The following is a 13,444-nucleotide window of genomic DNA, read 5'->3' as shown; positions in this document are numbered from 1 at the left end:
TTAGTAGAAGCGCGAGTGGTGCCGTTCCCAGTATTTCAACAGGAGGAAGCCGAACAACATTCCGCCTAGGTGGGCGAAGTGGGCCACGTTGTCGCCTGGATTGCGCTCCACACCCGCGTATAGCTCATAGAGCCCATACAGCGCCACAAAATACTTGGCCTTGATGGGGAACGGAAAGAATAAGAGCATGAGCTCCGTATTGGGGAAAAGATAGGCAAAAGCCAGCAGAATGCCGAACAGCGCCCCTGAGGCGCCTACCATAGGCGAGTTGAGCGCCCCTTTGTAGATTTCGTTAACGGTAGCGGTAGCCGCCTGGATGTAGCGCTGATTGCCAGGATCCTGCTGTATGGCTCGCGCTAGCTCCTCGTAGCCTCGGGCTTGCGGCAGATAATCCCGGAAATAGTCGCTGTAGCCTACGGCCGTTGGCTGCGACAAGAACGCGTTACGATCTTCGCGCATCTGCGTCAACTCATACTCCCGAATACCGGAGTACAAGATGCCTGCGCCCACGCCGCATATCAGCCAGAACACAAGGAAGCGCTGTGCGCCCCAACGCATTTCCAGCATCGGCCCGAACGAGAACAGACCGAACATGTTGGACAGCAAGTGCCCCCAACCAGCATGCAAAAACATGTACGTAACGTGCTGGTAGGGCTGAAACAGGTCGGAAGTCCAGGGGTAAAGGGCCAACAGGCGCGGCACCACCCCAAGCGCACCCATGCCTTCGAGCAGCAACAGCCCTATGTTGATAAGGAGCAGGTTGCGCACCATTGGGGTGACATTGAACATACAGGACAGATTAAGCTGATGAAATAACGCTGGCTAGCGCAAGAGGCTTACCAGCCATGGGCAATACGCCTGCTTACGGAAAACAACCAGGCATAGCGGTGCCGCTACCCAGCTACCACCAGGAACGAAGGTATAACTGCTGCGCAAACTCCACGGTTTGGCACCTAGGCTCAGCAACTCGGCCAAGCCAGGCACCGCGTCAAATAGACCTAGGTATCAGCTTCGGAAAAACGCCTGCAACTGATCGAGCTCCAGCATCACGAGGGTGCGCTGCCCGTCGGGTGTATAGCCAGGCGTTTGGCAAGCGAACAGCTTGTCTATCAGCGCTGTCATTTCGACTTCGCTGAGGCGGGCGGTGCCCGAAGCAGCTACCCGGCGGGCGAGGCCGCGCGCGAGCTGCTCGCGGCGGTCGAGGCGGGCCCGGGCACCTGGCATCCGAAATTGCTCCAACAGCCCTTCGAGCAATTCTTTCTCGTTGGCCCGGCTCGGCACGTCTGAGGGCAAGCCCTCCACCACGATGGTGTTGGGGCCAAACTCCGAAAAGCGAAATCCTAGGTCGTGCAGCTCGGCAGTTACCTCGCGCAACACGGCAAAGTCGCCGGGCGAGAAAGCCACCGTGCGCGGAAACAGCAATGTCTGCGAGGCGCTGCTTTCCTCCGCAATTTGCTGCTGGTACTGCTCGTACAAAATTCGCTCGCGGGCCGCAATGTGGTCGATCATCATCAGCCCCGATTTTACGGGCACCAGCACGTATTGCTGCACCTGCACTACCCGGCGGCTTGGCATGGCGGCTGCGCCACCTTCGGCTGTTCCGGTGGTGGGGCCATGCGTAAGGGGCAGTTCGGGAGTTGCAGGCGCTGGCGGCGCGGCTTGCATCAGCGGCGTTGGCGGCAGCACCGGAATAGCCGGCAACGGTTCGGGCTTCGCATCGGGCGCTTCGGCCTCAATGTCGTCGAGCGCGCCGGGTTGGCTTAGGGTTTTGTAAAAATCTTCGAGGGCCTTGCGGGCTTGCTCGGTGGGGCGCGGCGTTAGGGGTTTTTCGTCGGTCCAGCGCGATGCTTCACGTGTGGGTCGGGCGGGGGCCGCAGCGGCTGCCATGGCTGCTGCCAAGGCGCCCCCTTCGTTTCCTAGGTTGTGGTGCGAGTCGTCGTTGGGGTCGGCAAAATCGGAGCGGCTACCGGTGCGCAAACCAGCCAACGGAGCGAAATTTATGTTGCTCTCGAAGTCCAGCGACGGGGCCATGTTGTGCAGACCTAGGGCTTGCTTCACGGCCGCCCGCACAATAGCATACACGGTCTTCTCGTCCTCGAACTTGATTTCCGTTTTGGTGGGGTGTACGTTGATGTCAATGGTCTTGGGATCAAGCTCCAGGAACAGCACGTAGAACGGGTGCGTCTCTTTGGGCAGCAGCCCCTCGTAAGCCGCCAGCACCGCGTGGTTGAGGTAGGCCGAGCGGATAAAGCGCCCGTTCACGAAGAAGAACTGGTCGCCACGGCTCTTTTTGGCCGACTCCGGCTTGCCGATGTAACCTTTGACGGAGATAAAAGGCGTTACCTCCTCCACCAAGGCCAATTGCTCTTTGTAGCTGTTGCCGAGCAGTGCCACCACCCGCTGGCTTAGCTTACCGGCGGGCAGGTTAAACACCTCCAGATCGTTCTGGTACAGCGAAAAGCTGATGTTCGATTTAGAAAGCGCTACGTGCTGAAATTCGTCGAGGATGTGACGCATTTCCACCGCATTGCTCTTAAGGAAATTGCGCCGCGCCGGTACGTTGAAGAACAAATTTTTGACGGCAATGCTGGTGCCATCGGTGCAGGCCGTGGGCTGCTGGCTTACTACCTGCGAGCCTTCCACAATCAGCTGCGTTCCAGTTTCCTGCGCCTGCAACTTCGATTTAATTTCAACCTGTGCCACGGCCGCAATCGAGGCCAGGGCTTCGCCGCGAAAACCCAGGGTACGAATCTGAAACAGGTCCTCCGTCGTACGAATTTTACTCGTGGCATGCCGCTCCAGGCTCATGCGAGCATCCGTAGCCGACATGCCCGAGCCGTTATCAACCACCTGCACCAGTTGTTTGCCAGCCTCCTTCACGATTAGCTGAATCTGGGTAGCGCCGGCGTCTACCGCGTTTTCCAACAACTCTTTAACCACCGAAGCGGGGCGTTGCACTACTTCGCCGGCAGCAATTTGGTTGGCGAGGTACTCGGGCAGCAGTTGAATGATATCGGACATAGCAATACGAACCTCAACGGGGGTTGCGTTTGTTCTGATGAAGGGCAAAGGTACGTCACTCCCCGACGGCTTGCGCCACCTGTTTGAGTTGGCCGGACTCAACATGGGATTTTACCCGTACCTGTGTCGTAACATTTCCTGAAAATGAACGGCAAGCCGGTTCCGGGTGTAATTGGTCCCAAATTAGCACTCATCTGCCACCGGAAATAATGCGTAAGTTTGTGGCCAGCTTTTGCTTGCGAGCTTGCTCGTAAGTTGGTCGGTCGACGTCTTACGGGCTTCGGCCGGTTATTTCCGCTCCGTCTGTTTTGGCGCCCTTCCGCGTTGGTTTAGGCCTCCGAAGAAGGGCGCATATGCAGGCGGTCGACTTAGCCATTTCATCTACGCGACACGACACAGAGGCCAATGGGCAAGGAATTTCGGATCGGATTGGTACTGCTGCTGTTGGCCGTTACGGGTCTGATCGTGTCGTTTTCGACTCCGCACGACGATGGTGCGCGGCCCAGCTCCGTGGCCGAGCAACAGTGGGTCGACTCGGTATTTGCCTCCCTTACTCCCGATCAGCGCCTAGGTCAGCTCTTCATGGTAGCGGCCTACTCCAACAAGGATAAGAAGCACACCAACTACACCGAGTTTTTGGTGCGCGAGTACAACATCGGCGGCCTGATGTTTTTGCAGGGCGGTCCGCGTCGGCAGGCTATCCTTACCAACCGCTACCAAGCGGCGGCCCGCACGCCCTTGCTCATTGCCATGGATGCTGAGTGGGGCCTGAACATGCGCCTCGACTCTTCCACGCACTTCGCCAAGCAAATGACGCTCGGCGCCATGGACGATGACCGGTTCGTGTACCAGATGGGCCGCGAAATTGCCCTGAAGATGCGCACCCTAGGTGTGCACGTGAGCTTTTCGCCCGTAGTCGATGTCAACTCCAATCCTAACAACCCGGTTATCGGCAACCGCTCGTTCGGCGAAAACAAGGAGCAAGTAGCCAAACTAGGTTCGGCTTACATTCGCGGTTTGCAGGACCACGGCGTAATTGCCGTCGCCAAGCACTTCCCCGGGCACGGCGACACCGACACCGACTCGCACATTGCCTTGCCGGTAATCAACACCGACATGGTGCGCCTCACTAACGTCGACCTATACCCCTTCCAAAAAGCTTTTGAACAGGGCGTAATGGGTGTGATGGTTGGACACCTTTACATGCCTCTGTTCGACACCGTGCGTAACCAATCGGCAACGTTGTCGCGCAACCTAGTAACGGGGCTTCTGAAGGAAAAAATGGCCTATAAAGGGCTTGTATTTACAGATGCACTCAACATGAAGAGCGTATCCGACCTATACAAGCCCGGCGAACTTGATGCCCTTGCGCTGTTGGCGGGCAATGATGTTCTGCTGTTTTCGGAGGACGTACCCATGGCCGTTCAGAAGATTAAGGGCATGGTAGCGGCCAACAAGATTTCTCAGGAAGAAATTGACTACCGAGTGCGCAAAGTGCTGCGCGCCAAGTTTTGGGCTGGCCTTAACCGCAAGCCTAGCGTGGATGTGCCAAACCTGATGAACAACCTGAACCGCCCCTTAAGCCGGGTGGTGCAGCAGAGCATCTACGAGCACGCCACCACGGTCGTGAAAAACGAAGACGACCTCATTCCCTTTGCCAATCTGGATACGCTGCGCCTCGCTTCGATTACGATTGGCGCGCCCAATGGCAACTCGTTTGGCAAGGCCATGCAGCGCTACATGCCTTGCGCTACCTATGCCATTCCGAATCGTTACGCCCCCGATTCGACCTTTGACAACCTGCTGCCGAAGCTGAGCCTCTACAACACGGTAGTCGTCAGCTTCCATAACATGAACAACACCCCGGCCCATAACTACGGCCTAGGTGACGGCGCCCTCCGGTTTATCAAGAAGCTGCAGGAAAACAAAAAGCAGAAAACCGTGGTGGTGCTGATGGGCAATGCTTACGCCTTGAAGCATGTAGAGGAAGCGCGCACGCTGGTATGCGGCTACGAAGACAATTTCACCTCCCAAATGGTGGTGCCGCAAATTCTTTTCGGGGCGCTGCCGGCAAAGGGTCGTTTGCCTATTACGGTATCCGAGAAACTGCTAGCCGGTACCGGGTTGCCCACTGCCGATTTCCGCCGCCTGCGCTACGCTACGCCCGAAGCCGTTGGACTCGACTCGCGCGTGCTAACCCAGATTGACAACATTGCTACCGAAGCCATTGCTTACGCGGCTACCCCTGGTTGCCAAGTACTGGTGGCCAAAGACGGCGCCGTAGTTTACGACAAGAGCTTTGGTTATTGCACCTACGACAAGAACCAGCCTGTAACCAACGAAACCCTCTACGACCTGGCTTCGATATCGAAAGTAGCGGGCACCCTGCAGTCCATTATGTGGCTGAAGGACGAAGGCAAGCTGAACCTCGACAGCAAGGTATCGGATTACCTCCCCGACCTGAAGGGCACCAACAAGAAGGACATGACTGTGCGGCAGGTGCTGCTGCACCAAGCCGGCCTGAAAGCGGGTATTCCTACCTGGGAGCGAACCGTAACGCGCACGGGCGGCCTTAAGCCGACCTTCTACGCCAGCACCCGCACCGATGACTTCGCCCGCGAAGTAATTCCGGGCACTTACGTATCCCGTTCGGCCGAAGACTCCGTCTGGACGTGGATCAAGCGCAGCTCGATGTTGCCCAAAGGCAAAGGCGGGGTGTACCCCACCGAGTACTCCGATTTGAGCTTCATCATTCTGAAGCGCTTGGCCGAAAAAGTAATAAATCAGCCGATTGAGGCTTTCCTGCAGCGCAATTTCTACGCGCCGCTGGGCCTGAATACCATGACTTACAACCCGCTGCAGCGGTTCCCGAAGTCGTGCATTGCGCCCACCGAAAACGATAACTACTACCGCCATACCCAGCTGCAAGGTACCGTGCACGACCAGGCCGCTGCCCTAATGGGTGGCGTAGCGGGCCACGCCGGCTTGTTTTCCAACGCCAACGACTTGGCTATCCTGATGCAGATGAACCTGCAGAATGGCCGTTACGGCGGACGTCGGTTCTTCAACACGCCCGTAGTAGCGGAGTTTGCTCGGTCGGCTAGTACTACCAACCGCCGCGGCCTAGGTTGGGACCACGGCGACCCTACGAAGCCCGAAGGCCCTACCAGCAACCTGTCGCCGGCCAGCACCTTCGGCCATACCGGCTTCACGGGTACCTGCGTATGGATGGATCCGGACAACAAGATTCTGTATATTTTCTTGTCGAACCGGGTGTACCCCGATGCCGGCAACAACAAACTGCGCCAGTACAACATCCGTACGCGCATTCACGATGTTATCTACAAGTCTATTCTTACCGACGCCGACAAGGGCAAAAGTTGATATGAGGGGAAGCGTACTTCTATGTGGTGTGGAACAAGCAACCCCTTGACCGGCGCGTCGTCCCTGACCAGGACGGCGCGTTCTTTTTTTTTGCGTAAACCAATCTTAACAGCTGATGCCACCTAGGGCAGCACGCATAATTCTTCGGGTTTTTCCAACTTGCCGCCGCTTGCGTTGTTAGGCAGCAAAACCTTTACTCCTTCCGCCCCCGCTGCACACATCTACTATGAATATTGGCATTGTCTGTTACCCCACCTTCGGCGGCTCGGGCGTGGTAGCCACCGAACTTGGCAAAGCCTTGGCGCTGAAAGGCCATCGTGTGCACTTCATCACCTACAGCCAACCCGTACGGCTCGATTTCTTCAACGAAAACCTCTTTTACCACGAGGTTTTTATTCCGCCGTATCCGCTGTTTCAGTTTCCGCCCTACGAGCTAGCCTTGGCCAGCAAAATGGTAGACATCGTGCAGAATGAGAAGCTTGATGTGCTGCACGTACACTACGCCATTCCGCATGCCTCGGCCGCGTACATGGCCAAGCAAATCCTACGTACCAAGGGCATTCAGATCCCGGTAATTACCACGCTGCACGGCACCGACATTACCCTCGTGGGGAAGGATGCTTCGTACGAGCCCGTGGTAACGTTCAGCATCAATCAGTCCGACGCCGTAACCTCCGTGTCGGCCGACCTGAAGGAGGAGACGTACCGCTACTTTGCGGTGGAAAAGGACATCGAGGTTATCCCCAACTTCATCAACCTGGAGCGTTTCAAGAAGCAGCGCAAGGAGCACTTCCGGGCGGCCATTGCGCCCGAGGGCGAAAAGCTGCTGATCCACACTTCCAACTTCCGCTCTGTTAAGCGTGTGGACGACGTGGTGCGGATTTTTGCCGGTGTGCGCGAGCAAATGCCCGTTAAGCTCCTGCTTGTCGGCGACGGGCCCGACCGCCCGCGCATTGAAAAGCTGTGCCGCGAACTGGGCCACTGCCAGGATGTGCGCTTCCTAGGCAAAATGGAAGCCGTGGAGGAAGTGCTCAGCATTTCCGACTTGTTCCTGATGCCCTCGGAGAAGGAAAGCTTTGGTTTGGCCGCACTCGAAGCCATGGCTTGCGAAGTGCCGGTTATCAGCACCAATGCGGGCGGCATTCCGGAGCTAAACGTGCACGGACTCACGGGCATGGTGAGCAACATCGGCGACGTAGAAGACATGGTAAAAAATGCCCTCTACGTGCTCAACGACGAAAACCTACCCCGCTTTAAGGCCGCGGCCCGCACGCACGCCGAAGAGTTTGCCGTTGAGAAGATCGTACCCCGCTACGAAGCCTGCTACCAGCGCGCCATTGATGTAGTGCTAGCCACGGTGTAAACCGGTTCTTTTCACGGTCATCCTAAGGGCGAAGGACCTTACCACGCAAGAACAAGACGTTGTTACGTCAGTTGTTCAGCCGTGATAAGGTCCTTCGCTGCGCTTAGGATGACAGCTTTTTGGTGACCTAGAACAGGCCAGTAGCTTCGCGTTTGATGGCGTTCAGTGCCGGTGCCGTGGGGTCAATTTCGTCGGCAATAAGGGTTTCGAGCACGCGCTTGGCCAACTCGGTGCCGCGGGCCTGCTGCTGGTTGGGCAAGGTTTGGTAGGCCTTGTTGATCATGGTAAGCACGTTTTCCTTGGCCTGCCGCACCTGCGCCCACGCTTCGGGGCTCATGTAGAGTTGCTGCGACAAGTTATGCTCATACTCGGCCCGAATTTCTTGTACAAGCAAGCGGTGGTACTCGGTAGCGGTTTGGCCCGCCGAGCTCAGGCGCACCAGTAGGTTGTTGGGCGTCATGCGCTCGAGCAGCAGCGTAATGCGCTCGTAAGCCTGCAATCGAATGGGCAGCACCGCTTTGGCATTTTCCAGGCGCAGCTCAATCAGGCGGCGCTGCTGGTCTTTTTCGAGGTATTGCTGAATGAGGTAGTAAACAGTACCTGCTACGATAAGCGCGGGCAAAGTAATCTTGAGCAGGTCGATGATCAGTGCAGTGGTATCCATGCAGAAGAAAGCACGCCGCGTTTGCGGCACAAGTTTGAGGTACGAACTATAGCCTAAAAACCGGTGACAACGCACCTAGGGCCGACAAATATAGTACGGTGAACCTGCCGCCTACGGTAGCTGTTAAGGTATCGTTACGGCTTATGAGACTTGGGCTGTATCTTTGTGGCCCAGGGCGGCAAGCCCTCCCAACCGAAGATTCTACGCAACAACTACTGACTATGGCTACTGCCACGGCTTCCACCAAAACCGCTCCTATCACGCTGACTTCGCGCGCTCTGGAAGAGGTGAAAAACATTCTCCGCGAGAAGAACGTCCCGGCTGAGTACGGCCTGCGCGTAGGCGTGCAGGGCGGCGGCTGCTCGGGCCTGAGCTACCTGCTCGGCTTCGACAAAGCCAAAGAGCAGGATGAGACCTTCGATGTCGATGGCGTAAAGCTGATTATGGACAAGAAGCACGCGATGTACGTGCTGGGCATGGAAGTTGACTTCCAGGACGGCCTGAATGCTCGCGGCTTTACGTTCAGCAACCCCCAGGCCAAAAGTACCTGCGGTTGTGGCTCGTCGTTCTCGGCGTAAGTTCCCTAGGTCATCCTACCGTTCATCAACAACAAGCCCCGGCAACTCTGCAGTTGCCGGGGCTTGTTGTTTTAGCCGATCTTTTCGCCGCCCATTACTTTCACTGCCGAGCCATCGGCCATAAATACCGACTTAGGCGCTTGGCTAAGAGGCTCGACAAACGCTTCTCCGTAGAGCCGGGCAATGCTGCAGTTCATCTCGAAACTGTGTACCTCGTGCGCGTTCCAACGAGGGTGCACCACCTCGTACTGCCCGGTGCGCCGCTCACCCAAGCGGGTGTAGCCCCAATAGTGCTCCGTAATGAACTCGGCCTCGGAGCCAGCTGCTATGGGCGTAGCCTGCTGGCTGGTGTGGGCACGCAGGTAATTCCACTCCTCGCCCACCTTCCAGCCGTATTCCACTTCCAAGGCTCCATCAGCCGTTGGGCGCCAATGGTGGCGCATAGGCATTGCCGCGTACTTCTCCCCGTAAAACGTATTGGCCACGGCCACAATCATGGGCCTAGGTACAATCTCCTTCACGAACACCACTCCGCGCCGCCAGCCGTGTTGCGGGTCGCGGTGCCGCACGTAGAAGCGCAGGTTTACCTCCTCGAAGTGCTTATGCCAAGGCACGCTGAAGCCCCGTACGCGCGTGTGCATAAACATGAAGCCTACCATGCTCGCGTAGTAGGTGCCGTTCCACTCGTCGAGCTCGGTGCCGTAGGGCACGTAGGGTTGCAGGATGCTCGGCTCAACGGCGTAGTTGGCCATGAGCAGGTTGTGCCACTCGGCGGTGAGGAAAGTAGTGGGGCGGGCAGTACTCGTTTTCAACGCTCCGAGCCGAAATCGTAGGGGTAGCCTATTTCCTGCAGATCGGCTTCCAGTTGCGGCCAATCCTCCAGCTCATCAATAATGCCGCGTACTACCTCCTTGGTGAGTACCTCCCCGCGATAGATGTGCGCCACGGCACCTAGGGCAATGGGGTTGCGGTCGGTTTCTTCGATAAAGTACTCGTTGGCCCATTCGGTATAGGTTTCGGGCTTGTTATCGAAGATGTACAGCAGTTCCTCCGAGCCATCTTCACCGTGGCCCGGCAGGCAGGTTTGCCAACCAGCCTCGGGCGTATACCACAGGCAAAACGTGGTACCAATGGAGCTGACTGGCTCGCCGAGCATGAACTCCTTAAATGCTTCGGGCAGGTCGCGGGTCAGTTCGGCTTTATCGGGTTGGTCGTAACCCTCGAGGTAGCCGTTGATGCAGCAGCCCTCCTTCCGGAACAGCACCAACATCTGGTCGCCCTCGCCGTCGTTCATCTCGAAAAGCTCCTCTCCCATGCCCCAGGTTGGGTCGTAGGTGTGGTAGCGGTACTCCCACTCTTGCGAATTAATAGCATCGAGCACCGCCAACGCTTTGCAAATGCGTTGCAGGGTTGGGGCATCGGGCAGGGTGGCGTAGTTGCGGGTTGATATCATGAGTCGGGGAGTTTAGTGCTTACCTGGGCATACCGCATACGCCGCATTACTATTACTGATGGTTGATTAGTACGTCTTCGTCATATCGGCCGGTACCACGAGCAAGTAATCGGCTTTCCTTAGGTTCTCCTTATCTAGTTTGCCAAGTTGCTCCTGCGTAACCGTGCTGATTGTGAGGATGCGCAATTGTGGCTCGGCTTGGCGCAGGTACCACACAATTCCATCGTGATTATCGGAGTGGTACGAGCCGTTTACGTGCAGTAGCAGCTGGCCCGGTTGGCGGCTTTGGCGAATGAAGTGCGCCATGGTGGCGTCTTTGAGGGCCTGCGCTTGCACAATGTTTTGCACGCCCGCGGCATGGGCTGCATCGCCGCCGAACATCTTGAACATGTTCTGGTAACCGGGCAGGTTGTAGTCGACTTTGATAGGCAAGGGAGCCAGCCACTGCTTTTCGTCGGTACCTAGGGCATCGAGAGCGGCTAAGCTGCCTTTGGCCACTTGCTGCGCGAAGCGGCGCGGTACGTTGGTGCCTACTACGCGCAGCTTCTGCTGCTTGGCTAGCTGCAGGAGCGGTTTGTAGTCGGTAGAGTAATTGGGCCAAGGGCGGCTTTGCTCCTCAAACGCTTTATCGTCCAGCTCGCCTACGTTGTACTGCTCTACCAGGGGCTGCACGTCGCGCTCGAACATTTCCAGACCTAGAACCACCTGCCCCGCCTTGCGCTGCGCCAGCTCTTTGGCCACTTGCAGCTCCAGCCAATGCGCCATAGGGTCGTTGTGCTGCTCGCCGAAGAGCACCACGTCGGCGCCGGCCAACTCCTTGGTCATTTTGCCGAACGATACCGGCTTGCCATCGGCGGTGAAGAGCCGGTAGGCCGGCCGGTCGTCATTGTTGGGGCCAGAGCCGGTTCCGTAAGCCGTTGCCGAAGCGAACATCAACAGAGCAGCAAGCAAAACTCGAATCATAGTAGCGAGCAGCCTGACGCTGCTTGTGGGTTAGTCCCAATCGTCGCCTTCGGCACCCATGCCAATAAGCCAATAGGGTGCACAAGTAACCGTATTGCGCGAAGCACTGTTCAACTCCACTCGATCAACCACGCGGCCGTCTACCAGCATTTCCAGTTTTAGCCAGCTGTTGGAAGCAGGCTGTATCGGGCTGCTGCAACTTACGTTGCGCAGAGCAATTGCGGCCTCCAGGTGGTCGTACCAGCCAAACTCACCTAGGTTATAGGTACTATCGGCTCGTACAGCGTAGGTGTAATGGCCATTCGGGCCGGGCTGCGGGTTGGTAGCGGTGTTACGCACCGAGGTATAATGCATCTCGGCGCCCAGGCTGGCGAGGTTTTCGCCCGTAACCCGCAGTGCTACGGTGTATTTCAGCTTGTCTTTCAGCGGCTCATCGTCGCAGCTCGCCAGCAAAGCCAGCAACATCAACACCAGCAAGGGCACGCGTAGCAGTTGTTTCATGCCCCAAAGTAATGATTAGAAACTACCTCGGCAGTAAAGCACCGAAGCCTTTCCTAGGTCAGGAAAGGCTTCGGTTGTAAAAGGGAGTAAGTGCGCAGTTAGCCTTTGTAAAACAGCCACTTCGACAGCTCCCCGTAGGTCACTTTTTTGCCGTACATCAGAATACCCACGCGGTAGATGCGGCCGGCCAGCCAAATCGTGCCCATAAAGCCCGCAATTAGCAGCGCCATCGACATGGCAATTTGCCAGGCCGGCACACCGCCGAAGGGCAAACGCATCATCATGGCAATGGGCGAGGTAAACGGAATCATCGACATCCAGAACGCCACCGAACCGTTGGGGTTAGTCGTCAGAATAGCCTGCGACACCACGAACGTGAGTACCAGCGGCATCGTCACGGGCATCATAAATTGCTGCGTATCGGTTTCGCTATCCACGGCCGAGCCAATGGCCCCGAACAAGGCGCCGTAGAACAGGTAGCCGCCCAGGAAATAGAACAAGAAGCAGCCCAGCAGCAAGGGCATATTCAGGTCGGCGTTATCCAGGGCCTGAAAGGCCTTTGCGGTGAAGTTCTCCTTCTTGGCGGCCTCGTCGGCAGGAGTATCCTTGCGGGCAATGGCTGAAGCGCCAACATCGGCGGTAGTAGCCGAAACGCTGGCAGTTTGGCTAGCCATGGCCTTATCGGGGCTGACGAAAGTGGAGGCTACTGAGCTGATACCCATGGAGAGCAGCACCCATAACGCCAGCTGCGTAAAGCCCACGCCGGCAATGCCCAGCACCTTGCCCATCATCAACTGAAAAGGCTTCACGGAGGAAATTACCACCTCCACAATGCGGTTGGTTTTCTCCTCCATCACGCCGCGCATGATCTGCACTCCGTAGAGGAAGATGAAAATGTAGATCAGGAAGCCGAAGAAATACGCCACACCAGTGCTAATGCCTGTGCTGGAGCTTTTTTCTCCTTCCTCGCTTAGGCTTACGGTCTGCAAGTCAACGTCGGCCTTCAGGTTATCGAGCACCGAGCGGTCGATGCCGGCTTGCTGCAGGCGGCGGTTCTCAATGGCCTTATTGGCCGCACGCCGAATGTCGCTTTCGAGCGACAAGCTTAAGCCCTTGCGCGAAAACACCTGAAACCCGTTGGGGTTGCCGATGTCCATTTTGGGCACGTACAGCAGCGCGTCGTATTTCGCCTTCTGAAACTCCTGCTTGGCCGTAGCCAGATCGGCCGAAACGCGCGTGAAGCTGATATCGTCTTTGCTTTCGGGCAGCTTTTCGGCAAACAGGCCGGCGGCATCGGCAATGGCCACCACCTTGCCACTGTCCGACATTTTCGCAATCAGCAACGGCACGGCAAACAAAGCCACCGTGAGCAACGGGCCGATAAGCGACATGATGATGAAGCTTTTTTTGCGCACGCGGGTGAGGTACTCGCGCTGCGCGATAAGCCAAATTTTAGACATGATCGTGAGATGTTTTGAGAGAAGAATTGTGCCTACCGTGCAAGGCCGCAGGCACAA

General features: G+C 57.0%; 11 protein-coding genes. 3 read left to right on the top strand and 8 right to left on the bottom strand.

Translation table 11 applies throughout. The features are described 5' to 3' along the window. Together ASU33_RS02155 and mutL are read right to left on the bottom strand one after the other, a co-directional pair. A complete protein-coding gene (locus ASU33_RS02155; RefSeq protein WP_059067663.1) occupies window positions 1–789 on the bottom strand; it encodes a rhomboid family intramembrane serine protease in 789 nt (262 codons plus the stop codon). A 216-nt stretch (window positions 790–1,005) separates the two neighbouring features. Next, the gene (gene mutL, locus ASU33_RS02150; RefSeq protein ID WP_059067661.1) at window positions 1,006–3,021 is read right to left on the bottom strand and encodes a DNA mismatch repair endonuclease MutL; all 2,016 of its coding nucleotides are present in this window, start codon (window positions 3,019–3,021) and stop codon (window positions 1,006–1,008) included. 405 nt (window positions 3,022–3,426) lie between these two features. Here mutL and ASU33_RS02145 point away from each other — a divergent pair, with 405 nt between their 5' ends. Together ASU33_RS02145 and bshA are read left to right on the top strand one after the other, a co-directional pair. Further along, complete coding sequence (locus ASU33_RS02145; protein ID WP_059067659.1) at window positions 3,427–6,405, top strand: serine hydrolase domain-containing protein; 2,979 nt, start codon at window positions 3,427–3,429, stop codon at window positions 6,403–6,405. A 226-nt stretch (window positions 6,406–6,631) separates the two neighbouring features. Next, the gene (gene bshA / locus ASU33_RS02140; RefSeq protein WP_059067657.1) at window positions 6,632–7,768 is read left to right on the top strand and encodes an N-acetyl-alpha-D-glucosaminyl L-malate synthase BshA; all 1,137 of its coding nucleotides are present in this window, start codon (window positions 6,632–6,634) and stop codon (window positions 7,766–7,768) included. A gap of 127 nt (window positions 7,769–7,895) precedes the next feature. Here bshA and ASU33_RS02135 read toward each other — a convergent pair whose 3' ends face one another. Next, window positions 7,896–8,432: a DUF7935 family protein gene (locus tag ASU33_RS02135; protein ID WP_059067655.1), complete on the bottom strand. Its 537-nt coding sequence runs from the start codon at window positions 8,430–8,432 to the stop codon at window positions 7,896–7,898. Between the two features lie 221 nt (window positions 8,433–8,653). Here ASU33_RS02135 and ASU33_RS02130 point away from each other — a divergent pair, with 221 nt between their 5' ends. Then, a complete protein-coding gene (locus ASU33_RS02130) occupies window positions 8,654–9,010 on the top strand; it encodes a HesB/IscA family protein (RefSeq protein WP_059067653.1) in 357 nt (118 codons plus the stop codon). Window positions 9,011–9,081: 71 nt separating this feature from the next. Here the strand turns inward: ASU33_RS02130 and ASU33_RS02125 are convergent, their stop codons facing one another. The 5 genes from ASU33_RS02125 to ASU33_RS02105 form a co-directional block, all read right to left on the bottom strand. Further along, window positions 9,082–9,822 (bottom strand): YqjF family protein, encoded by a 741-nt coding sequence (locus ASU33_RS02125; RefSeq protein WP_286130388.1) that lies wholly within the window; start codon window positions 9,820–9,822, stop codon window positions 9,082–9,084. Continuing rightward, on the bottom strand, window positions 9,819–10,463 hold the full coding sequence (locus ASU33_RS02120; protein ID WP_059067651.1) for a hypothetical protein: 645 nt from the start codon (window positions 10,461–10,463) through the stop codon (window positions 9,819–9,821). Before ASU33_RS02120 ends, ASU33_RS02125 begins: the two co-directional genes overlap by 4 nt. 66 nt (window positions 10,464–10,529) lie before the next feature. Further along, the gene (locus ASU33_RS02115; protein ID WP_078062802.1) at window positions 10,530–11,426 is read right to left on the bottom strand and encodes a ChaN family lipoprotein; all 897 of its coding nucleotides are present in this window, start codon (window positions 11,424–11,426) and stop codon (window positions 10,530–10,532) included. A 30-nt stretch (window positions 11,427–11,456) separates the two neighbouring features. Continuing rightward, window positions 11,457–11,927, bottom strand: a complete 471-nt coding sequence (locus ASU33_RS02110) for a hypothetical protein (protein ID WP_059067646.1) — start codon at window positions 11,925–11,927, stop codon at window positions 11,457–11,459. A gap of 98 nt (window positions 11,928–12,025) precedes the next feature. After that, the gene (locus ASU33_RS02105; protein ID WP_059067644.1) at window positions 12,026–13,387 is read right to left on the bottom strand and encodes an ABC transporter permease; all 1,362 of its coding nucleotides are present in this window, start codon (window positions 13,385–13,387) and stop codon (window positions 12,026–12,028) included. Between the last annotated feature and the right edge of the window lie 57 nt (window positions 13,388–13,444).

It is taken from the genome of Solirubrum puertoriconensis (assembly GCF_001483135.1).
GTDB classification, from domain to species: Bacteria; Bacteroidota; Bacteroidia; order Cytophagales; family Hymenobacteraceae; genus Solirubrum; species Solirubrum puertoriconensis.
This window is presented reverse-complemented; position numbering and strand designations above follow the sequence as displayed.